The organism is Serinibacter arcticus, assembly GCF_004786095.1.
GTDB classification, from domain to species: Bacteria; Actinomycetota; Actinomycetes; order Actinomycetales; family Beutenbergiaceae; genus Litorihabitans; species Litorihabitans arcticus.
In genome coordinates this window covers 799977-822276 of the sequence record NZ_RHPJ01000003.1, presented here as the reverse complement: position 1 = coordinate 822276, position 22300 = coordinate 799977, and the positions used below count along the sequence as shown (strand labels likewise).

At 72.7% G+C, this 22300-nt stretch carries 22 protein-coding genes and 1 other RNA gene; 16 read left to right on the top strand and 7 right to left on the bottom strand.

Annotated features, from left to right (window positions below):
• Positions 1-102 precede the first annotated feature (102 nt).
• The 11 genes from SERN_RS12775 (at position 103) to SERN_RS12725 (ending at position 16066) form a co-directional block, all read left to right on the top strand.
• Entirely contained in the window at positions 103-831 is a 729-nt protein-coding gene (locus SERN_RS12775) for a helix-turn-helix transcriptional regulator (RefSeq protein ID WP_233251666.1), read from the top strand.
• Entirely contained in the window at positions 828-2267 is a 1440-nt protein-coding gene (gene sufB / locus SERN_RS12770; RefSeq protein ID WP_199241601.1) for a Fe-S cluster assembly protein SufB, read from the top strand. The genes SERN_RS12775 and sufB overlap by 4 nt, the downstream gene beginning before the upstream one ends.
• Complete coding sequence (gene sufD / locus SERN_RS12765; RefSeq protein WP_135850461.1) at positions 2267-3466, top strand: Fe-S cluster assembly protein SufD; 1200 nt, start codon at positions 2267-2269, stop codon at positions 3464-3466. Before sufB ends, sufD begins: the two co-directional genes overlap by 1 nt.
• On the top strand, positions 3463-3810 hold the full coding sequence (locus SERN_RS12760; protein ID WP_135850460.1) for a non-heme iron oxygenase ferredoxin subunit: 348 nt from the start codon (positions 3463-3465) through the stop codon (positions 3808-3810). Before sufD ends, SERN_RS12760 begins: the two co-directional genes overlap by 4 nt.
• Before the next feature lie 27 nt (positions 3811-3837).
• A complete protein-coding gene (gene sufC / locus SERN_RS12755) occupies positions 3838-4596 on the top strand; it encodes a Fe-S cluster assembly ATPase SufC (RefSeq protein WP_135850459.1) in 759 nt (252 codons plus the stop codon).
• Positions 4597-4638: 42 nt separating this feature from the next.
• Complete coding sequence (locus tag SERN_RS12750; protein ID WP_135850458.1) at positions 4639-5940, top strand: SufS family cysteine desulfurase; 1302 nt, start codon at positions 4639-4641, stop codon at positions 5938-5940.
• A gap of 4 nt (positions 5941-5944) precedes the next feature.
• Entirely contained in the window at positions 5945-6430 is a 486-nt protein-coding gene (gene sufU / locus SERN_RS12745) for a Fe-S cluster assembly sulfur transfer protein SufU (RefSeq protein WP_135850457.1), read from the top strand.
• A 308-nt stretch (positions 6431-6738) separates the two neighbouring features.
• Positions 6739-14025: an LPXTG cell wall anchor domain-containing protein gene (locus SERN_RS12740; RefSeq protein WP_135850456.1), complete on the top strand. Its 7287-nt coding sequence runs from the start codon at positions 6739-6741 to the stop codon at positions 14023-14025.
• Positions 14026-14109: 84 nt separating this feature from the next.
• Positions 14110-14439 carry a metal-sulfur cluster assembly factor gene (locus SERN_RS12735; protein ID WP_135850455.1) on the top strand — a complete coding sequence of 110 codons (330 nt, stop codon included), beginning with the start codon at positions 14110-14112 and terminating at the stop codon, positions 14437-14439.
• Positions 14440-14450: 11 nt separating this feature from the next.
• Positions 14451-15335, top strand: a complete 885-nt coding sequence (locus SERN_RS12730) for a Nif3-like dinuclear metal center hexameric protein (protein WP_199241600.1) — start codon at positions 14451-14453, stop codon at positions 15333-15335.
• On the top strand, positions 15332-16066 hold the full coding sequence (locus tag SERN_RS12725; protein ID WP_135850454.1) for a zinc ribbon domain-containing protein: 735 nt from the start codon (positions 15332-15334) through the stop codon (positions 16064-16066). The genes SERN_RS12730 and SERN_RS12725 overlap by 4 nt, the downstream gene beginning before the upstream one ends.
• A gap of 46 nt (positions 16067-16112) precedes the next feature.
• Here the strand turns inward: SERN_RS12725 and SERN_RS12720 are convergent, their stop codons facing one another.
• The 3 genes from SERN_RS12720 to SERN_RS12710 are packed head-to-tail and all read right to left on the bottom strand — an operon-like array spanning position 16113 to position 17992.
• Positions 16113-16841 (bottom strand): YaaA family protein, encoded by a 729-nt coding sequence (locus tag SERN_RS12720; protein WP_135850453.1) that lies wholly within the window; start codon positions 16839-16841, stop codon positions 16113-16115.
• Between the two features lie 9 nt (positions 16842-16850).
• On the bottom strand, positions 16851-17504 hold the full coding sequence (locus SERN_RS12715) for an ASCH domain-containing protein (RefSeq protein ID WP_135850452.1): 654 nt from the start codon (positions 17502-17504) through the stop codon (positions 16851-16853).
• Positions 17504-17992, bottom strand: a complete 489-nt coding sequence (locus SERN_RS12710) for an OsmC family protein (RefSeq protein WP_135850451.1) — start codon at positions 17990-17992, stop codon at positions 17504-17506. Before SERN_RS12710 ends, SERN_RS12715 begins: the two co-directional genes overlap by 1 nt.
• 45 nt (positions 17993-18037) lie before the next feature.
• On the opposite strand from SERN_RS12710, the gene rnpB reads away from it, so the two are divergent.
• The 4 genes from rnpB (at position 18038) to SERN_RS12690 (ending at position 19875) form a co-directional block, all read left to right on the top strand.
• An RNA gene (gene rnpB, locus SERN_RS12705) (RNase P RNA component class A) lies at positions 18038-18421 on the top strand.
• A gap of 222 nt (positions 18422-18643) precedes the next feature.
• Positions 18644-18865, top strand: a complete 222-nt coding sequence (locus SERN_RS12700; protein WP_135850450.1) for a hypothetical protein — start codon at positions 18644-18646, stop codon at positions 18863-18865.
• On the top strand, positions 18862-19401 hold the full coding sequence (locus tag SERN_RS12695) for a 2'-5' RNA ligase family protein (protein ID WP_135850449.1): 540 nt from the start codon (positions 18862-18864) through the stop codon (positions 19399-19401). Before SERN_RS12700 ends, SERN_RS12695 begins: the two co-directional genes overlap by 4 nt.
• Before the next feature lie 114 nt (positions 19402-19515).
• Positions 19516-19875: a hypothetical protein gene (locus SERN_RS12690; RefSeq protein WP_135850448.1), complete on the top strand. Its 360-nt coding sequence runs from the start codon at positions 19516-19518 to the stop codon at positions 19873-19875.
• 14 nt (positions 19876-19889) lie between these two features.
• On the opposite strand, the gene SERN_RS12685 is transcribed toward SERN_RS12690, so the two are convergent.
• From SERN_RS12685 to ppgK, 4 genes are all read right to left on the bottom strand, one after another.
• Positions 19890-20162: a hypothetical protein gene (locus SERN_RS12685; protein WP_135850447.1), complete on the bottom strand. Its 273-nt coding sequence runs from the start codon at positions 20160-20162 to the stop codon at positions 19890-19892.
• Positions 20163-20350: 188 nt separating this feature from the next.
• Positions 20351-20668 carry a hypothetical protein gene (locus tag SERN_RS12680; protein ID WP_135850446.1) on the bottom strand — a complete coding sequence of 106 codons (318 nt, stop codon included), beginning with the start codon at positions 20666-20668 and terminating at the stop codon, positions 20351-20353.
• A 61-nt stretch (positions 20669-20729) separates the two neighbouring features.
• A complete protein-coding gene (locus SERN_RS12675; protein ID WP_135850445.1) occupies positions 20730-21191 on the bottom strand; it encodes an SseB family protein in 462 nt (153 codons plus the stop codon).
• 11 nt (positions 21192-21202) lie between these two features.
• Complete coding sequence (gene ppgK / locus SERN_RS12670; protein ID WP_135850444.1) at positions 21203-21964, bottom strand: polyphosphate--glucose phosphotransferase; 762 nt, start codon at positions 21962-21964, stop codon at positions 21203-21205.
• 122 nt (positions 21965-22086) lie between these two features.
• Here ppgK and SERN_RS12665 point away from each other — a divergent pair, with 122 nt between their 5' ends.
• Complete coding sequence (locus tag SERN_RS12665; RefSeq protein WP_199241599.1) at positions 22087-22287, top strand: SPOR domain-containing protein; 201 nt, start codon at positions 22087-22089, stop codon at positions 22285-22287.
• The last annotated feature ends 13 nt before the right edge of the window (positions 22288-22300 follow it).

The window sequence follows — 22300 nt, the reverse complement described above, 5'->3', positions numbered from 1 at the left end:
GAGGCCTTCGGTGAGGCTGGCCTTGCTTGAGGGAATCGATTTAGGGCAGGACACTGTTACCTAAAGTGCGACGCTCGTCGCGACGACCGGTGGAGGTGACGCGTGCAGGACCTCGATGCTGTGGAGACCCGTGACGACCGCCTCGACGCCGGCACGCGCGACCGCGTCCGTCAGCTCGTGGTCGAGCGCGGCCCCGTCGGCGCCTCGACGCTCGCGGAGATCCTCGACCTCACCCCCGCGGCCGTCCGCCGTCACCTCGGCGCCCTGGTGTCCGCCGGCGAGATCGCGGAGCGCGCCGTCGCCCTCACCGGCCCCCGCGGTCGCGGTCGACCCGCACGCGAGTACGTCGCCACGCGCGCGGCGCAGCAGCACCTGCCCGACGGTTCGTCGGCGCTCGCGACGGACGCGCTGCACCACCTCGCCGCCGTGCTCGGCGACGCGGGCGTGGAGCAGTTCGCCGAGGCCAGGGTCGCCGCCCTGGAGGCCTCGTACCGACCCGTCGTCGAGGCCGCGGGCGAGGACCTGACCGACCGCACCCGTGCGTTGGCCGGACTCTTCAGCGACGCCGGCTACGCCGCGTCGACCCGTGAGCTCGGCACCGCGCTCCAGCTGTGCCAGGGCCACTGCCCGGTGCAGCAGGTCGCGGCCCAGTTCCCGCAGCTGTGCGAGGCCGAGACCCGGATGATCTCGCGCCTGCTCGGCGTTCACGTGCAGCGCCTGGCGACCATCGCCGCCGGCGGCCACGCGTGCACCACCCACATCCCCACGATCTCCGTTCGCCCCATCGCGGCGCGCGAGTCCCAGCACTCCCAGAAGGAAGCAGCGGAATGAGCACAGAGAGCCCGACTCAGCCCACGCCGATGACGCAGGACGAGACCATCGCGTCCATCGGCAACTACAACTACGGCTGGCACGACGCCAACGACGCCGGTGCCACGGCCCGCCGCGGCCTCTCCGAGGAGGTCGTGCGCAACATCTCCTCGCTCAAGAACGAGCCGGAGTGGATGCTGCAGCGCCGCCTGCGCGGCCTGAAGCTGTTCGACCGCAAGCCGATGCCCACGTGGGGCTCGGACCTCAGCGGCATCGACTTCGACAACATCAAGTACTTCGTGCGCTCCACCGAGAAGCAGGCCACCTCCTGGGAGGACCTGCCCGACGACATCAAGAACACCTACGACCGCCTCGGCATCCCGGAGGCGGAGAAGCAGCGCCTCGTCGCGGGCGTCGCCGCGCAGTACGAGTCCGAGGTGGTCTACCACCAGATCAACGAGGAGCTCGAGAAGCAGGGCGTCCTGTTCCTCGACACCGACACCGCGCTGCGCGAGCACCCCGAGATCTTCGAGGAGTACTTCGGCACGGTCATCCCCACGGGTGACAACAAGTTCGCCGCGCTCAACACCTCGGTGTGGTCGGGCGGCTCGTTCGTCTACGTGCCCAAGGGCGTCCACGTCACCATCCCGCTGCAGGCCTACTTCCGCATCAACACGGAGAACATGGGTCAGTTCGAGCGGACGCTGATCATCGCGGACGAGGGCTCGTACGTGCACTACGTCGAGGGCTGCACCGCCCCGATCTACTCCAGCGACTCGCTGCACTCCGCCGTCGTGGAGATCATCGTGAAGAAGGACGCCCGCGTCCGCTACACGACCATCCAGAACTGGTCCAACAACGTGTACAACCTCGTGACCAAGCGCGCCACGGTGGAGCAGGGCGGCACGATGGAGTGGATCGACGGGAACATCGGGTCCAAGGTGACCATGAAGTACCCGGCCGTCTACCTCATGGGCGAGCACGCCCGCGGCGAGACGCTGTCGATCGCGTTCGCCGGGGCCGACCAGCACCAGGACACCGGCTCCAAGATGGTGCACATGGCGCCGCACACGTCCAGCTCGATCGTGAGCAAGTCCGTCGCCCGCGGCGGCGGTCGCGCGTCCTACCGCGGCCTGGTCCAGGTCCTCGAGGGCGCCGAGGCGAGCAAGTCCAACGTGCTGTGCGACGCGCTCCTGGTCGACACGATCTCGCGCTCGGACACCTACCCCTACGTCGACGTCCGCGTCGACGACGTGGAGATGGGTCACGAGGCCACCGTCTCCAAGGTGAGCGAGGACCAGCTGTTCTACCTCATGTCGCGAGGCATGACCGAGACCGAGGCCATGGCCATGATCGTGCGCGGGTTCGTCGAGCCCATCGCGCGCGAGCTGCCGATGGAGTACGCCCTCGAGCTCAACCGACTCATCGAGCTGCAGATGGAAGGGGCCGTCGGCTGATGACGACCGATCTGACCACCGATCACACCCGCGCCACGGCCGACGGGGCGCACACGCACGGCGCTCCCGGCGTCGGGGTCGTTCCCGAGGCGTCGCGCGCGAGCAGGTTCGCCTCGTTCGACCTCGCCGAGTTCCCGGCCGTCACCGGCGCCGAGGAGGAGTGGCGCTTCTCCCCGGTCGACCGGCTGCAGCACCTGATCTCGGGCGCCGCGACCGGCGCGGTGTCCGTGGACGTGACGCCCGCGCAGGGCGTCACCGTCACGGTCACCGACCGCGACGGCGCCTCGACCCCCGGCGTCGCCGGCGTCCCGAACGACCAGCTCGCCGCGACGGCGTGGATCGCTGCCGCGCAGCGCACGCAGGTCACCGTCGGGGCCGAGGTCGAGACCGATGCCGAGACCACCGTCGTCGTGCGCGGCGAGGCGGGCGCCCCCGCCGCGTCCGCGCACCTCCTGCTGACCGCGGAGCACCACTCCAAGGCGCTCGTCGTGATCGACCACGTCGGTGGCGGCGAGCTCGCCCAGACGGTCGAGATCGACGTGCACGACGGCGCGCACCTCACCGTCGTGAGCATCCAGGACTGGGACCGCGGGGCCGTGCACGGCTCGAGCCACCGCGCGCGCCTCGGCCGGGACGCCACGCTCAAGCACATCGTGGTCAGCCTCGGCGGCGACGTCGTGCGCGTGACCGTCGACGGCGAGTTCACGCAGCCCGGTTCGAGCCTGGAGTCCCTCGGCCTGTACTACGCCGACGCCGGACAGCACCTCGAGCACCGCCTCTTCGTGGACCACGCCGTGCCCCGCTGCACGAGCCGCGTCACCTACAAGGGTGCGCTGCAGGGCGAGTCCGCGCGCAGCGTGTGGATCGGCGACGTCCTCATCCGCAAGGCGGCCGAGGGCACCGACACCTACGAGCTGAACCGGAACCTCGTGCTGACGCCCGGCGCCCGCGCCGACTCGGTGCCGAACCTCGAGATCGAGACCGGCGAGATCGAGGGTGCGGGCCACGCCAGCGCCACCGGCCGGTTCGACGACGAGCAGCTGTTCTACCTCAAGGCTCGCGGCATCCCCGAGGACGTCGCGCGCCGCCTCGTCGTGCGCGGCTTCTTCGCCGAGCTCATCCAGCAGATCGGCGTCCCGGCGGTCGAGGACCGTCTGCAGACGGCGATCGAGGCCGAGCTCGAGCTGACGGGCCTGTGACCGCGCAGAGCGCCGCGTTCCTGGACGACCTGGCCCCGGGGAGCGCGATGAGCGTGGCCGTCACGGCGCCGGACGGCTCCGACATGACGGTCGCGCTCGTGCGCACCACCGACGGCGAGGTCTACGCCCTGGACGACGAGTGCTCGCACGGTCGGGCCTCGCTCGGCGAGGGCGACGTCGACGAGCGCAGCGTCGAGTGCTGGAAGCACGGCGCGCGCTTCGACGTCCGGACCGGGAAGCCGCTCGGCCTCCCGGCCACGCGACCCGTTCTGACCTACCCGGTGACGCTGGACGGCGAGGTCATCCTCGTGGACGTCGACTCGCCGGCCACCCCCACCTCCTGACCTCCCGACCTACCAGAAGGACTCCTCATGGCCACCCTTGAGATCAAGAACCTCCACGTCAGCATCGCGATCGCCGACGGCCTCAAGCCCATCCTCCGCGGCGTCGACCTCACCGTCCGCAGCGGCGAGACCCACGCGATCATGGGCCCTAACGGCTCCGGCAAGTCGACCCTCGCCTACACGATCGCGGGCCACCCGCGCTACGAGGTCACCGAGGGCGAGATCCTCCTCGACGGCGAGAACGTCCTGGAGATGAGCGTCGACGAGCGCGCCCGCGCCGGCATGTTCCTCGCCATGCAGTACCCGGTCGAGGTCCCCGGCGTGACCGTCTCGAACTTCCTGCGCACCGCCAAGACCGCGATCGACGGCAAGGCCCCCGCGCTGCGCACCTGGACCGGAGAGGTCCGGACCGCCATGGACGCCCTGCGGATGGACCCCGAGTTCGCGACCCGCAACGTCAACGAGGGCTTCTCCGGCGGCGAGAAGAAGCGCCACGAGATCCTCCAGATGGAGCTCCTGCGCCCGCAGATCGCCGTGCTCGACGAGACCGACTCCGGCCTCGACGTCGACGCGCTGCGCATCGTGTCGGAGGGTGTCAACCGCCTGAAGGGCAACTCCGAGGTCGGCGTGCTGCTGATCACGCACTACACGCGGATCCTGCAGTACATCAAGCCCGACTTCGTCCACGTCTTCGTGGCCGGTCGCATCGCCGAGCAGGGCGGCCCCGAGCTCGCCGACCGTCTCGAGGCCGAGGGCTACGACCGCTTCCTCGCCTCGGCGGTCTGAGCCACCCCCGCACGCACCCCCGATCCAGGTAGGAGCCTCCCCATGTCGACCACAGCCGAGCAGGCCACGGGTCTCGGCGCGCAGGAGCTCGCGCGCGTCCGGGCAGACTTCCCGATCCTGACGCGTCAGGTCAACGGGAAGGACCTCGTCTACCTGGACTGGGGGGCGACGTCGCAGAAGCCCGAGTGCGTCATCGACGCCGAGCAGGACTTCTACCTGACGACGAACGCTGCCGTGCACCGCGGCGCCCACGCGCTGGCCGAGGAGGCGACGGCCGCGTTCGAGGACGCGCGCGCCGTCGTCGCTCGGCTCGTGGGGGTGGACGACGACGAGATCGTCTGGACGTCGAACGCGACGGCCGCGATCAACCTGGTCGCCTACGGCATCTCCAACGCGACGGCCGGCCGCGGGGGAGCCGAGGCGGCCCGGTTCGCGCTCGCCCCCGGGGACGAGCTCGTGGTCACCGAGCTCGAGCACCACGCCAACCTCGTGCCGTGGCAGGAGCTCGCCGCCAGGACCGGAGCCGTGCTGCGGTTCATCCCGGCCACCGACGAGGGCCGGCTGGACCTGTCGGTGCTCGACGAGGTCGTGACCGACCGCGCGCGCGTCGTCGCCGTCACGCACGCCTCGAACGTCACCGGTGCCGTGACCGACCTGGCGCCGATCGTGGCGCGCGCACACGCCGTCGGGGCGATCGTCGTGCTCGACGCGTGCCAGTCGGTGCCCAACATGCCGGTCGACCTGCACGCGCTGGACGTCGACTTCGCCGCGTTCTCCGGCCACAAGATGCTCGGTCCGACCGGGATCGGCGTGCTGTACGGGCGCCGCGAGCTGCTCGCCGCGCTGCCGCCCGTCACGACCGGCGGTTCGATGGTCGAGATCGTCACGATGGAGACGACCACGTACGCGGCGCCGCCCCAGAAGTTCGAGGCGGGCACGCAGATGGTCGCGCAGACCGTCGGTCTCCGCGCCGCGGCCCAGTTCCTCGACGACCTCGGCATGGCGGGGGTCGCCGAGCAGGAGCGCGTGCTGACGCAGCAGCTGCTCGACGGGCTCGCCGCGATCCCGCACGTGCGCGTGCTCGGTCCGCTCACCGCGACCGATCGCCTCGGTGTCGTCGCCTTCGAGGTCGCCGGTGTGCACCCGCACGACGTCGGGCAGGTGCTCGACGCCGACGGCATCGCCGTGCGCGTGGGGCACCACTGCGCGCAGCCGATCCACCGCCGCCTCGGCGTCGCCTCCTCCACGCGCGCGTCGGTCGGCATCGCCACGACGCCCCAGGACATCGAGACCTTCCTGCACGCGCTCGCCGGCGTGCGTGCCTACTTCGGCGTGGAGGACTGAGCCCGTGAGCCATCTGGAGCAGCTCTACCAGCAGGTCATCCTCGACCACGCCCGCGAGCGCCACGGCGAGGGCCTCATCGAGGTCGACGGTGCCGCCATGGCGGGGGAGTCCTTCCAGGTCAACCCGACGTGCGGTGACGAGGTCACGCTGCGGCTGCGCCTGGCACCGTCGCCCGACGGCGGTGCCCCGGTGCTCGAGGACCTCGGTTGGGAGGGCGTCGGGTGCTCCATCTCCCGGGCGTCGCTCTCGATCCTCACCGACCTCGTCGTCGGCAAGGACGTGCGCGAGGTCGACGGCCTCGCCGAGGACTTCCGCGCCCTCATGGGCAACCGCGGGGTGTCCCTGGGCGACGAGCGCGAGGACCGGCTCGAGGACGGCGCCGCCCTCGTCGGCGTCGCCAAGTTCCCGGCGCGCATCAAGTGCGCGCTGCTCGGTTGGATGGCGCTGCGCGACGCCACGGCGAAGGCGCTGGTGATCGGGCCCTCCTGAGGTCTCGTTCCCGTTGCGAGAATGTCGCTCGGGAATTGTTTGCGGCGTCAGCACCTGACGAAGAACTGGTGTTCCGCTCACCCTTTCGTCGCGCGCTGGATCAGCGTGATCGTTCACTGAGGACCGCGGCGTCCTCGTCCCGTTTTCCCCCGGCCTCCCGCGGCTCCCGCTCGCCCTGACGGGTCGGCGCATTCTGCGCAAATCTTGTGCGGAACCGGAGTCGGCGCGGCATTTCCCGGATCTAGTGTTCCAGTCGCCAGGGGGTATTTCTGTGCGCAGCGAGGCGCACGTAGCGGGTGGAGACGAGCATGACCGGAGTCGGCGGGACCAGGCGGCAGGCACGAACATCGATCAGACGGGAACGACGACGTCGCCTCCTCGCGTGGATCGCCGTCCCCGCCGTCTGCCTGACCATGGGCGTCGCGACGCCGGCGGCGGCGCAGGCCGCGACGGTGACGGGGACGGCAGAGCAGGCGGCGACGACGAGTGCGACGGCGGCGGCCTCCGGCTCGCCGTCGGCCGACCCGACCTGGACCAGCGAGCCGACGCCGACGTCTGACCCGACGCCCAGCGACACCGCCTCCTCGCTCCCCACGGCCACGCCGACCGCCGAGGAGCCCGCGGCGCCGGCTGCCCCCACCGAGCCGGTCGCACCGACCGAACCGGCAGAGACCGAATCGGCAAAGACCGAACCGGCAGAGACCGACGTGGCCCCGGCCCCGGCCGCCCGTGCGGCGGCCCCCGAGGTCACCACCGACGCCGTCCAGCCCCGGACGCTCACCACGACCACCGTCAGCGGTGGCACGGTCGTCGTGCAGACCGGCGGCATCCGCACCTCCTTCACCACCGTGAACCCGCTGCCCGACGGCACGCGCCTCGGCCTCTTCCCGTCCGAGACCTCGGGCGTTGCGAGCCAGACCTGCTCCGTCGTCGCGGGAGCGTGCACGTTCACCAACGTGCCCGTCGGTTCGCGCTCCTGGGTCGGCGACCTCCCCGGTGACGCCGGCGCGAACGCGAGCTACTTCAGCAACCCGCGCCTGCGCACCGGCCACAACGAGGGACTCACCGGCGTCGGCACCGACGGGGCGAACTACCGCTTCCAGACGCCGACGATCGTCGCGGGTCAGACCTACCGCAGCACGACCGCGAACCCGACGTTCATGGCCAACGACACGTTCACCAACACGCGGGCCTCCGGCGGCATCTGGCCGCACGCGCTCGACAACCCGGCGGTCCCTGCCCAGTGCGGGCTCGACGTCGGCATCGTCGTGGACCTGTCCGGCTCCATCAGCACCAGCGGCGGGGCGAACAGCGAGTTCAACCAGCTGAAGAACGCCGTCACCGCGTTCGGCAACGGTCTGGCGGGCACGACCTCCACCGTCACCGGCTACGCCTTCGCGACCACGATCCTCACGGGGGGTGGCTACAGCCTCCCGTCGACGTCGACAGCCGGCGGCGCGGGCGCCGTCACCTCCTGGGCCTCCCGCCTCCCCGCGCCGACCGCGGGTGCCGCGACCAACTGGGACCGCGGCCTCTACCAGACGGCGAGCAAGGGCCACGACGTCGTGATCCTCCTGACCGACGGCAACCCCACGCGCTACGGCACCGGCCAGAACCAGGGCTCGGACGTCCTCAACCGCTTCCGCGAGGTCGAGGAGGCCGTCTTCTCGGCCAACGCCGTCAAGAGCAGCGGGACGCGGGTGCTCGCGCTGGGCGTGGGCTCCGGCGTCGAGCGTGCGGCCGCCGGCCTCAACCTCCGTGCGGTCAGCGGTCCGACGCGGTACAGCGGCAGCAACATCATGGCCGCCGACTACTTCCAGGAGTCCAGCTACGCCAGCGCCGCCGAGGCGCTGAAGTCGCTCGCGCTCGAGGGCTGCAAGGGCACGCTCACCGTGGTCAAGAAGGTCCTGCCGCACGGCAGCGACGACCTCACGACCGCCGCGCCCGGTGGCGCCGGGTGGACCTTCACCCCGACCACGGCGTCGCCCGTCACGGTCAACCCGACCACCGGGACGACCGACGCGACGTCGGCCGCGCTGTTCGACCTCAACTTCCGCGGCCGCACCTCGCCCGCCACCGTGCAGGTCGCCGAGACGCTGCCCGGCCCGCTCGCCGGGGCGAGCTACGTCCGCACGCAGTGCCGCACCCTGCCCGACGGCGCTCCGGCCGACGTCCCCTCGACCGGTTCCGCGTTCTCGGTCCAGGTGCCGGTCAACGGCGCGATCAGCTGCACGGTCTACAACCGCGCATCCGATCCCGGCGTCGACATCACCGTGAACAAGCGGTGGGTCGTCAACGGGGTCGACCAGCCGGTCAACGTGATGCCCGCCGGCACGAGCTCGGCCGTCACGGTCAACGGCACGGGCGCGGCCTGGGGCGCCACGACCCGCGTCGCCAGCGGCAGCGAGGTGACGCTCGCGGAGACGCGCTCGTTCGACGCCGCCGCGATGCCGCGGTGCCGCTTCGACGGCGACCCGGAGGTCGTGACCGGCACCGCCGCCGGTGTCTCGATGGGCAGCGACAGCACCGAGTACGTCCGTCCCGCCGGCACCACCACCTACACGATCGTCAACCGCCTCACGTGCGACACCCGGCTGACGCTCACCAAGGCCGTCACGCTCGGCAGCGCCGCCCCGGCGGCCTGGACGCTGAGCGCCACCCCGCCCGGCGGCCCGGCCCTGTCCGGCGCGGGCACGGTCACGGGCACGGTCACGGCCGGTGTCGCCCACGTGCTGGGCGAGCAGCCCACCGGCGGCGTCGCCCAGCCGAGCTACGTGCAGCAGGGCCAGTGGTCCTGCACCGCGGTCGACCCGAACGGCACGCCGACGGGGCAGGCGGCGTCCGTCGACACCGTCACGGTTCCGCTCGGCGGCTGGACCCGCTGCACCGTGACCAACGCGACCGCCGAGCTGACGCTGCTCAAGCACGTCGTCTCCGACAGCTCCGATGCCCGCCCGGCGAGCGACTGGACGCTGCAGGCCACCCCGGTCGCCGGCACCCCCGCCCTCGCCACGCAGTCCGTGGTCGGCGCGGAGACCGCCGTCGGCGCCTCCTCCACCCGCACCGTCCGCCCGGGACGCGCCTACGTCCTGGGTGAGACCGGCCCCGGCGGGTACACCCAGCAGCTGCAGAAGCTGGTGGGGAGCTCCTGGGTCGCCGTCGACTCCACGACGGTCACGCTGGCCGCCGGCGAGCGCGCCACCTACCGGTTCGTGAACGACGACGTCGCCCCGAGCCTGACGCTGACCAAGGTCGTGCGGGGCGGCACGGCCGTCGCCACCGACTGGACCCTCAGCGCCACGAGCGGCGCGAGCGCCACGACGTTCGCGACGGGTGAGACGAAGGCGATCAGCGCCGGCACCTACGTGCTCGGCGAGAGCGGTCCCTCCGGGTACACCTGGCAGGACCTCACCTGCACGGGCACCACAGCGGCGCAGTCCGTGTCGGGCTCGAACCCGTCGCTCGCGCTGTCCCGCGGCGACGTCGTCGCGTGCACCTACACGAACGTCGCGATCCCGCCGCAGCTCGCGCTCGACAAGACCGTCGAGAGCGTGCGGCAGGGCGCCGACCTGGCGTGGACCGTCACCTACCTGGTGCAGGCGCGCAACACCGGCACGGTCCCCACGACCTACTCCCTGACCGACACCCCGGCCCTCGGACCGGAGCTCACCGCGGTCTCGCTGGCGTGGGAGCGGCTCGGCTCGGGCATCGTCCAGGACGGCGCGCTGCCCACCACGCAGCTCGCCACGGACATGTCGATCGCCGTCGGCGCGACGCACACCTACCGCGTCGTGGTCACCACGGCACCGACCACCGCGCCGCCCGCCTCGCCCCTGACGTGCGACGGCGAGGGCGAGGGCGGCTTCGTCAACGAGGCCGACCTCACCTACGGCGGCCGCTCGCTCGAGGCGTCCGCGTGCGCCGAGCCCGCGTCGCCGTCGGTGACCAAGACCGCGCTGACCGCGGTGCAGGACCCGGCCACGGGCACCTGGCGCGTGGCCTACGACGTCGCGGTCACCTACCCCGCCGTCGACGGCGAGGACCAGCCCGACACCGTCGGGTACACCCTCAGCGACGCCCCGACCCTGCCCACGGGCGCGACCCTGGTCGGCGCGTGGCGGGCGAGCGGGCCGGTCCCGACCGGTTCGGGCACCCTGGACGCCACGTTCGACGGCGGTGCGCACCAGCACGTCGCGGACGGCGTGCTCGCGGTCGGTGACACGCACACCTACCGCGTCGAGGCCGACGTCGCCCTGTCCCCGGACGTGACGACGACCGCCCTGCGCTGCACCGAGGGCGGGTACGGCGGCGTGCGCAACACCGCCGTCGTCGGCAACGGCGTGGGAACCGACCACGCCTCCGCGTGCACGCCGATCACGCCCCCGACCGTCACGGTCGACAAGAGCGTGGTGGGCACGCCCACCCAGGACGCCGACGGTCACTGGACGATCAGCTACGACGTCGTCGTCACCAACGCCGACGCCGACGAGGCGGCCGTCTACCGCCTGGTCGACACGCTCGACTACGGCGACGGCATCACCGTCCTCGGTGCCACGTGGGCCCCGTCGGCCGGTGGCACCCCCACCGCGTTCGTCGAGGACCCGCCCGGCACCTGGCGTGCCGAGATCGTCGCCTCCGGCCTGCTGGCCCCGGCGAGCAGGGCGACCTTCCGGGTCGTGGTGAGCGCGGACGTCGACCCCGCGGCGTTCCCCGCATCGGTCGACGGCGCCCGCACCCGCACGGACCTCACGTGCGAGAGCGGCGGCGGGTTCCTCAACACCGCGCAGGTCTGGGCCGGCGGCAGCCGCGACCACGCCTCCGCGTGCGCCGAGCCGTCGGAGCCGAGCGTCGAGAAGGACGTCGTCTCGGTCGTCCAGGACAAGGTCACCGGGCTGTGGACCCTTACCACCCGGATCACCGTGACGGGCGGCGCCAACCCGACCGTCTACAGCCTGACGGACACGCCCGCGCTGCCCACGGGCGTCACGGTCGTCAGCGCGACCGTGACCGGCCCCGACGGCGACCCGGCCGCCTGGGACGGTACGACCCCGCTGGCCACGACGGTGCCCCTGGGTGCCGGTGAGGTGGACGTCTACACCGTGGCGCACGTGCTGCGGGTGACGGCGATCCCCGCCGCGGAGCGCGAGTGCGACGGGACGCCGGGGCACGGCCTCTCCAACGCGGTCCTGCTCAGCACGGGAGCGGGTCCGGCGGACGAGGACGACGCGTGCGCGCCCGTCACCGAGCTCGTCCCGCCGAGCGTCGAGAAGAACGTCGCCTCCGCGACGCAGGACGCGAGGGGCGACTGGACGATCGTCTACGACGTCGTCGTCACGCAGCCCGAGGGCGAGGCGAACCCCGAGGCCGTGAGCGCGTTCTACGACCTGACCGACGACCTCGACTACGGCGACGGGCTCGTCCCGACCGACGCGACGTGGCGCTCCGACCGCGACGGCGAGCCGTCAGGGTCGTTCGCCGAGGACGAGGGCGAGTGGTCGGCCGTTCTCGCCGACGACGTCGTCATCGAGGCCGGGGACGTCCACACCTACATGGTCACGGTGACCGCGACGGTCGACCCCTCGGCGATCGACGAGGACTCCTGGCGCTGCGAGGGCGAGGGCCCCGGTGGCTTCCTCAACCACGTCGACCTCACGTACGACGGCGGTGCGGGCGAGGACGACGCCTGCACCACCCCGGTGCTGCCGGAGCTCGACAAGAGCGACGCCGTCGTGACGCCCGCCGCGGACGGGGCCTCGACGCTCACGTACACCGTGACCGTCAGCAACCCCTCGAGCGGCGACCCGCAGCACGACGACACGCCGCTGCCGTGGGTGCGCCTGACGGAGGACCCGGCGGTCATCACCGGCGCCGACGTCGTCACCGGGTGGAGCGTCGTGGCGGTCGGGGACACCCCCGCGCCGACCGCGACGCAGCCTCCCGGGTCCGGGGACTGGGTGCTGGCCGACGGCCCGATCGCCGCGGGCACGACCTGGACCTACGCGGTCTCGGTCACGATCCGTCCGACGACGGAGGCGCTCACCTCGGAGCAGCGGTGCACCGAGGGCGGAACCGAGGGCGTCGCGGTCGTGAACAGCGCGACCGTCGCGGCGGGCAGCTGGACGCGCACCGACGACGGCTGCGGCGTCGTGGAGGTGCCCGACCTGGGCATCGTCAAGACGGCAGGCCTGCCTGTCGGCGTCGAGATCGTCGAGGCCGGAGACGTCTTCGACTACGTGCTCACCGTGACCAACCACGGCACGGGCGCGGTGACGGGCGGCGTCGTGACCGACGACGTCCCCACCGACCGGCTGCGGGTGACCGGGGTCGGCGTGCCGGACGGCTGGTCCGACGAGTCCGTCGGGAACGCCGTGCGCGTGCTCGCCCCGACGCTCGCGGTCGGCGCCAGCGCCGACGTCGTCGTCACGGTCGAGGTCCTCGCGCCCCCGGCCGGGAGCGTGCCCGTGATCCTCGCGGGTGAGGCGGCCCCCACGGCCGGCATCCCGCTCGACAGGCTCGACAACGAGGCCTGCGTGGCGGCCCCGGGCGACGTCGACCCGAGCAACGACTGCGACGACGTCACGGTGCCGCTCGAGGAGATCTCCTCCCAGGCCTGGGTCCGCTGCGTCGGGGGAGCTCCGTACCTCGGCTACAGCGTGACCTCGTCCTCGACCGTCGCGGACCAGCCGATCACCCTGACGTGGGCGCCGTCGTCCGCGGCCGTGCCGGCCCAGGTGGTGCGGACGCTCGCGAGCGGCGACTCCGGCGAGATCGCGTGGCCCGGGACGGTGTACTCGCCCACGGGTCAGGCGGTGGACCTTCCCGGCTGGCGGGCCATGACGGCCGCCGACCTGAACCCGGACGGCACCCTCCGTGCGGGTCTGCAGACCCGCGCGGGTCTGGTCAGGGACACGGCGGAGGCCGACTCGGCCTGGTTCGGGGCCACGACCGTGACGTTCTCGGTCAACCCGCAGGTCGTCCTCACGGCGACGTACCCGCAGGTGCCCGCGTGCCCGATGGATCAGCACCCCGCGATCGCGCTGACCAAGACCGCCAGCGTCGAGCAGGTCGCCCCCGGCGGCAGCTTCAACTACGCGATCGACGTCAGCAACAGCGGGCTCGGAGCGGCCACGCCGCTCGTGCTGAGCGACCCGATCCCGGCATCCCTCAAGGTCACCGGCATCACGACGTCGACCGAGGGCTTCCCGGCCTGGCACGACTGCACGGTGACGGGGAAGAACGCGGCCGGCTACGGCGGAACGCTCACGTGCTCGCTGTTCGGTCCGCTGGTCGGTGGGGCGAGCGCCCCGACGGTCACGGTGGCCGTGACGGTGGACCCGCGGGCGACCGGGACGTCGATCGTCAACACGGCGACGGCGACCTGGACGAACGCCGACGTCCCGAGCGAGCACGGCACGGCGACCGGGTCAGACACCGTCACGCTGACGCACGGGGCCGTTCCGGCCTCGCGCCCCGGCCGGCACCTGCCGAGCACGGGGGCTCCGGGTCTGGACGCGGCGCTGCTGGCGGCGGCCGGGCTGCTCCTGCTGGGTGGCGTGCTGGTGTGGCGGCGTCGTCGGGGTGGCGCGTCGAGCTAGGCGCGCGTGACGCTCTGAGCGAGAACGCGTGAGTCGTGCCGGTGGTGGGGTTCCCCCCGCCACCGGCACGACTACCCTGGGGACATGACCGACACACCGACCGCCGTCCCGAACGTCGCCGACGTCGAGGAGGCGCTGCGCGACGTCATCGATCCCGAGCTCGGCATCAACGTCGTGGACCTCGGCCTCATCTACGGCGTGGTCGTCGAGCCCGACGGCTCCGCCACCGTCGACATGACCCTCACGTCGGCCGCCTGCCCGCTGACGGACGTCATCGAGGACCAGGCCAACCAGGCCGTCGAGGGCATCCTCACGGCGCTGAACATCAACTGGGTCTGGATGCCGCCGTGGGGGCCCGACAAGATCACGGACTCCGGGCGCGAGCAGCTGCGCGCCATCGGGTTCAACGTCTGAGGCAGGACAGCGTGAGCACACCCGTCGACGGCACGTCCGAGGCGGGAACGCTCGGCGCCTTGCTGACCGACCTCGAGCGGCGCTACCCGCCCGCGACCGCGCAGGACTGGGACGCCGTCGGGCTCGTCGTCGGTGACCCGACCCGGCCGGTGCGCCGAGTCCTGTGCGCCGTCGAGGCCACCGAGGCCACGGCTGCCGAGGCGGTCGAGCTGGGCGCCGACCTCCTGGTCGTGCACCACCCGCTGCTGCTGCGCGGCGTCACCACGATCGCCGAGACGACGGCCAGGGGCCGCATCCTCACCGGCCTCGTGCGCGGCGGCGTCGCGCTGTACGCGGCCCACACCAACGCCGACGACGCCCCCGGTGGTGTCTCGCAGTCGCTGGCCGACGCCGTCGGCCTCGTGGACACGGAGCCGCTCGTCCCCGCCACGCACCCCGAGTCGGCGCCCGGTGCGGGCACCGGTCGGATCGGTCGGCTCGCGGAGCCGACGACGCTGACCGCCTTCGCCCGACGCGTCGCCGCGGTCCTGCCCGCCACGGTGCAGGGCATCCGGATCGCGGGGGAGGGTGACGCCGTCGTGACCCGCGTGGCCGTGTGCGGCGGGAGCGGCGACAGCTATCTCGACGCCGCGCGGGCCTCGGGCGCCGACGTCTACCTGACCGCCGACCTGCGCCACCACCCCGCGACCGACTTCCGCGCCGCGGGGGAGCGGCCGTTCCTCCTCGACGCCGCGCACTGGGCGAGCGAGTGGGTCTGGCTGCCGAACCTGGCCGACCAGCTGCGGCAGGACGCCGACGCACGCGGCACTACGGTGGAGGTCCACGTCTCCACCGCGCGCACCGACGCCTGGACCGACGTCGCCCGACCGCAGCACCTGCCCGAGGAGACCCCGTGAGTACCGCCCCCGCCCTGGACCAGCGCCGACTGCTGGACGTGCAGGCCCTGGACACCCAGCTGACCAAGGTCGCCCACCAGCGTCGCAGCCACCCCAGCCTGGCGACGCTGACCGAGCTGGCGGGCCGCGCCGAGGACCTGCGTCGCTCGTCGGTGCTGGCCGAGTCGGTCGTCAACGACCACCGACGCGCCGTCGCCAAGGCCGAGGCCGACGTCGAGCAGGTGCGCGAGCGCGCCAGGCGCGACCAGGGCCGTCTCGACTCCGGCGCGTTCAACGCCAAGGACTCCGTGGCCGTGATCGCCGAGCTCGAGCAGCTCGCGCGTCGCCAGGGGGTGCTGGAGGACGTCGAGATCGAGGTCATGGAGCAGCTCGAGACCGCCGAGGGCGAGCTCGCTGCCATTCGTGACCAGATCGCCGCGATCGAGTCCCAGGTCACCGCGGCGACGGCCGAGCGCGACGCCGCGTTCACCGACCTCGACGCGCAGCTGACGGATCTCGCCGCGCGCCGCGAGGTGGCGGCCACCGGGATCGACGCGGGACTGCTCGCGCTGTACGAGAAGGTCCGGGCCGGCAACGGCGGGCTCGCGGTCCTCGGGCTGCGCGGGACGCGCACCGAGCCGCTGCAGCTCGACCTCAGCCTGTCCGAGGTGTCCGCCATCAAGGGGGCCGCAAAGGACCAGGTGCTGCGCGACGAGGAGAACGGCTACATCCTGGTCCGCCTCGACGACTGACGTTCGCGAGGTACTTTCGGGCGTTCGCGAGGTACTTTCCGGGCCGTCAGGCCGAGACGAGCGTCAGCACGTCCGGCTTCGAGGCCGTCCGTGACGGTGTCAGCTCGACGCCGATGATCGACCCCGAGGTGATGAGCCCCTTCGCGGCGCGAGCCAGCGAGCTGGCGTCCGTCGGCTCGGTGCCCCGCCGGTGCAGCAGGTGTCGCACCAGCACCCCGCGCAGGTGCTTGGCGAAGTGGCTGACCACGCGCCGCTCGCCGTCGACCCCCTGCTCGATGCGCACGGTGACCCACGCGGCCGACGCCGGGGGGCGCCACAGGGGTGCGAACTCGCTCGAGCGGACGTCGACGACGAGGTCGCCCGCCGCCCGTGCGTCGAGCGCGGTCTCGAGACCGGGACGCCAGAACGGACCGAGGCCGCCGACGCCGGGCACGGTCCCCATCGCGAGCCGGCTCGCCGGGACCGGGTCGTCCGCTCCGACCATCCCCAGCAGCGGTGACGCGATCAGCACGCTCGAGCGCGTCTTCGCCGAGGTGACGCCGGGGCGCGCGAGGAGCGAGGGCAGCCCGGCCGCGGCGTAGAGCACCCCGGTCAGGACGTCGGCGGCGCGGGCCGTCGGTGCGCCGGCGGGATCGTGCTCGGTTCCGGCGAGGGCCGTCAGCAGCGTGCGTCGCCGCTCGGTGAGCTCCGGCATGCTGAGCCGCTCGAGGTCGAGGGGGGCGGCGCCGTCGGGACCTGAGGTCTGACCGCGGGACGGGGGGAGGACCAGGAGCACCCGTCGATCCTAGGTGGCTGTTCCTCGACCCTCCTTCTCGACGGCGCGCAGGTAGGCGCGTCCGCGGGGCGACAGCTCGTAACCGACCCGCAGGCTGATCGTGAGGCCGAGCGCCTTGAGGCGGCGGATGTCGGCCTTCATGCCCAGCAGCTCGCGGCCGAGGAGATCGGCGAGCTCGGTGCTGATGACGCCCGGGTTGTCACGGATCCAGGCGAGGATCTGCCTGGTCCACGGACCCGTGTGTCGACCGTCGTCGAGGCGGGCGACGTCGACCTTCAGCCGCGTCAGCGCGGCGCCGCGCGCGATCTTCTCGCGCAGCTCCAGGCGCGGGTCGACGCCGACCCACGACAGCGTGACGTGGTAGACGTGGTCGCCGCCGCGGCTGGCGCGAGGGCCGCGCCGGGAGGGGGAGTCGCCGTCGGGAGATGCGGTCCTCGGAGCGAGTCGACGGCGGAGCTCGGCGGCGTCGCGGACACCGGCCGCGCGGGCGTCGTCGTCCGTGAGGGTCGCGAGGTCGGCCACCTCCTCCACTGCGTCGAAGCGGACGACGCCGGCGGCCGTCATCTGCGTGCCGCCCACCTTCACGCGGGGCGTCTCCCAGCGGCGGTAGGCGGCGGTCACGGTGCCCTGCTCGATCGCGGCGGCCGTGGCCGCGGGGATCATCACGACGGCGTCGCGCCCGCTGGTGCGGCCGCCGTGTCGACCGTGACCGTCGGGTGGAGGTGCACGGGGGTGAGCAGCGAGTTGGCGATGTAGCACTGCTCGTGCGCCTCGGCCAGGAGAGCCGTGGCGCGCTCGACCTCGGCCGTCGCGATGGTGACAACGGGGTGGAGGTCGATCGAGGTCAGGCGCGGCGGGTCGGCGGCGAGGTCCATGACGGCGGTCGCGGCGTCGTCGTAGCCCACGACGTCCAGCCCGCTACGGGCGGCGACGGCGAGGAACGACAGCAGCTGGCAGGAGCTCGCGGCCGCGACGACGAGCTGCTCGGGGTTGAGGCGAGCGGCGTCACCGCGGAAGGAGGGGTCTGCGGACAGGGCGATCGTCTGCTCGGCGGGGGCGGCGGTGACGTCGTGGTCGCGCGAGTAGGTGCGGTAGCCCTCGCCGGTCGAACCGTGCCAGGTGAGCGCCGTCGCGTAGGAGTGGGAGGCCATGACGACGAATCTAGACCCGGCGCGGCTTGTAGACTCCGTGGCGGATGAGTCGGCCAGGCGGCCGCGTTCCCCGGGTTCGCTCGGGGACCGAGGAACGTCCGGGCTCCACAGGGCAGGGTGGTGGCTAACGGCCACCTGGGGTGACCCACGGGACAGTGCCACAGAGAGAAGACCGCCGCGCAGCTCCTTCGGGAGTCGCGAGGTGAGGGTGAAAGGGTGCGGTAAGAGCGCACCAGCGTGCCGGGTGACCGGTGCGGCTAGGTAAACCCCACCCGGAGCAAGGCCAGACAGGGAGCGAGCTGCCCGCTCGATGCTCCCGGGTAGGCCGCTGGAGGCGTACGGCAACGTGCGTCGTAGATGGATGGTCGCCATCCGTCGTCGGGAGACCGGCGGCGGGCACAGAACCCGGCGTATCGGCCGGCTCATCCCCTGAACGTGCGCTGACCTGCGGTGATGCGGCAGCACCCGACCGACCGTTCGGGCGTACCACGAACGTCTACCTCCTGCCCTTCTCCCCCCGCGCCGACGACCCGGGAACTCGTGTCGTGCCCGACCGACAGGATGGCCTCCGGCCAGGCGAGGGCACCGTCCCGCAGCCACGGCGAAGCGCTCGCGCTCGCCCCACCGCCCCCGATCGGCGAGGCTGGTGCGGTGACCACCGACCCGAGCCCCCGCCGTCGTCCGCCGATCCTGCTGGCGATCCTCGCCGTCGTCTTCACCGTGATCGGGGTGGTCCAGGTGAGCCGCGGGGCCGCCGCGAGCGAGGCCGTGCCGACCGTCGTCGGAGCGCTGCAGATCGCGTGCGGGCTCGCCCTGACGTTCGTGTACGTCCGGGATCTCCGGCGCGGTCGCGGTGGCGGGGGGGCCCCGTGACCGAGACGGGCAGCCACGCCGAGACCGACACCCGCGCCCGCAGCGTCGAGCTGACCTTCGACCAGGCCACCGACGCCCGGGTCCGCGCCGAGTGGGACGCCCTCGCCTCCGCCGGGCTCTCCAGCCTCGCCCCGCACACCTCACCGAGCAACGCCCCGCACCTCACGCTGCTCGAGCGTCGGTCACCGCTGCCTGACGACCTCACGCTCGACGCGGACTTCCTGCCGATCCCACTCGTCCTGGGGCCGATCATGCTTCTGGGATCGGGCGACCGACGGGTGCTCGCGCGGGCCGTGCTGCCGACGTCGGCCCTGCTCGACCTGCGCTCCGCCGTCGTGGCGGCGGCCGGCCCCGCCCCGAGCGGCGACGACTCCGGCGCGCCGTGGCTCCCGCACGTCACGCTCGCGAGGCGGCTCCGGGTCACCGATGTCGCGACGGCGCTGGACCTGCCGGGTGACCCGTTCGAGGCCAGCGGCACCGTGCTGCGGCGCTGGGATCCCGCGACCGCGACCGTCGCGGTGATCGCCGGGGCCTGACGATCGACGGCCCGGCCCGGGCACCCTGGCGCGACGACACCCGACACCCTTGATATCGTCGGACACGCTTTCGAACACCCTCGGCCAACCACACCGTCCCCTGGAGATCTCCGCATGCCCTTCCGTAGCAAGGAGACCCTCGAGCGATGGCTCGAGGAGTTCACCTCCCAGCGCGGTGCCGGCGACCTCATCAAGGTCGTGGTGCAGGACGGGCCGGAAGGCTCGGACACGGGCCTCGTCATCGTTCCTCTCCGTGACTCGACCGCGTCCATCTTCATGGAGCCGCTCGGCCTGGGTGAGCAGAAGTGGCGCATCACCATCGAGCCGCAGGCCGACCTGACGGTGCTCACGAGCCACGAGGTCAACGCCTTCGCGATGGAGCTGCTCGTGGCTGCCGAGCTGTGCTCGTACCTCGAGGCTCGCTCCGTCGGACACGTCGAGGACGATCTGGTCTCCGACGACGCCGCGGGCTAGACGGACCACAGCAGTCAGCGCCGCCTCACGTCCACGACGGGCAGCCACACCCCGTTGACCACCAGCCGCTGGTCGACCACCTCGACGAGCACCAGTCGCCTCGTCCACCCGGTCGCCCTGCCACGGGCCAGCTCGACGCCGTCCCGCTCCCACACCAGGCGAACCGTCACCGGGATGGGCCCCTCGGGGTAGCGGCACGAGGTGAAGCGGGACGGCACGGGTCGCGCGTTCACGAGTCGCTGCCGATGACCGCCCCACGGGGCGACGTCGATGTGGATTCCAGGCACCCTGGGACCCTCGCACCCGGGTGGGACATCGGCCTGCGGCAGCGGCGGTGCTGCCTGCAGGGCGACGCTCGGACGGGCGGAACGGGAGCGCCCGGACCAGGCAGGGGGCTATCTGGCCCGGGCTGGTCCCACTGTAGAGGTCCAGGGGCGGAACGGATCCAGATCGCTGGTCGAGAGGCGCGAGGTGGTCAGGCCGCGTGCCCGCGCCGTTCCTCGTGAGCCGCCCGACGTCGGACGTCAGCCGCAGGGAGCCACACCAGGCCCAGGGGCCACCGCTCGTCGCGCAGCTCGACGAGCACGAGCGAGCGTGTCCAGGCGCGGGCGCGCGCGGCGACCCACTCCTCGCCGTCGACCGCCCACGCCAGGCGGGCCGCCACCTCGAGCGGACCGACCGGCTCGGGTGCCTCGGTCCAGGTCAGCGGGAAGCGACCCGGCTCGGAGATCGCGTTCTCGATCCGCTGCGTACCGGGGCCGTGCCGGGGGATCTCCCACGCCTGACGAGCCATGACCCGATGCTCGCACCGGGGTCAGACATCGCCTCGACACGAGGCGCACCGGCCGGCGAGCTCAGTCGCTGGAGGGCCCCTCGGCCTCGCGCAGGGAGAGCTGCTCCACGTGCGGCAGCGCGGCCAGCAGCACGGCGCTGTCGCTCACCCCGGGATCGAGCACGACGGCGTCGACCCCGTCCTCGGCGAACTGCACCAGGTAGGCCACGGCGCTCTCGCGCGGCAGGGCGATGAGCGTCCCGGCCTCCTCCTCGGGCAGGCCGGAGGCGACGCCGAACACCCGGGCGCGCTCCGGCGTCGTGAAGACCGTGATCACGCCCTGCCCGTCGGACTCGACGGCGAACGGCGTCATCTGGTCGCCGTACCCGCGCGCGATGACGAACCACCGCTCCTGCGCGAAGGCCGCGCGCCACGCGGCGAGGTGCGCCTCCTGGGCGCTGTCGTCAGGGGCGCTGTCGTCAGGTGCGGCGTCGGCCGGTGCGGCGCCACCGGGAGCGGTGTCGACCTCGGGCTCGTGCGTCACGTCGTCGGTGCTCAGGACGCGGCGCGGGCCGCGAGCGCGGCGGCGCCCACGATGCCGGCGGCGTTGCGCAGCGTGGCGGGGACGATCGGGGTCTTCAGATCGAGCAGCGGGAGGAACTCCTTGTGCTTCTTGCTCACGCCGCCGCCGACCACGAACAGGTCGGGGGAGAAGAGGAACTCGACGTGCGCGAAGTAGCGCTGCAGCTTCGGCGCCCACTCCTCGTACGTCCACCCCTCGCGCTCGCGCACGCCCGAGGAGGCGCGCGACTCGGCGTCGAACCCGTCGATCTCCAGGTGGCCGAGCTCGGCGTTCGGGATGAGGACGCCGTCGTGGATCATCGCCGACCCGATGCCGGTGCCGAGCGTGATGACCAGGACGAGGCCCTCCTGGTCCTTGGCCGCACCGTAGACGACCTCGCCGAAGCCCGCCGCGTCGGCGTCGTTCGCCACGACGGCGCGCAGGCCGGTCGCCCGGCGCGCCACCTCGGCGATGTCGGTGCCGATCCAGGACTTGTCGACGTTCGCGGCCGACTGCGCGACACCCTTCTTCACGATCGCGGGGAACGTCAGCCCGACCGGCGTGTCCTTCGGCAGCGAGAACGAGGAGACCAGGTCGCCGAGCACGCTGCCCACGGCGGCCGGGGTCGAGGGCACGGGCGTGGGGATGCGCACGCGCTCGGCCGCGAACTCGCCCGTCTCCAGGTCGACCGGGGCGCCCTTGATGCCGGAGCCGCCGATATCGATGCCGAACGCGAGGTGGTGCTTCTTCGTCATGGCGCTGCCTCATCCTCCGCGCGTGCGCGGTCCGTCGATCACCTGTCCCGGCACGGGCGGTGCCACCATGGGAGTCTAGGAGCCCCACGGGGTTTGACGCTGCACGACGACGGGAGCCTGCGATGTCCGACGACGCGAACCTGACCGAGAACGGCTACTACTTCAACCTCGCCACGGGCGCGGTCGAGCAGGGGCTGCAGTCCTCCTGGACCCAGCGGATGGGGCCGTACGCCACGCGCGAGGACGCCGGGGCGGCGCTGGCCAAGGCGCGTCAGCGCTCCGAGGACTGGGACGAGCAGGACCGGGAGTGGGAGAGGTCCTGACGCCGTCGCGCGA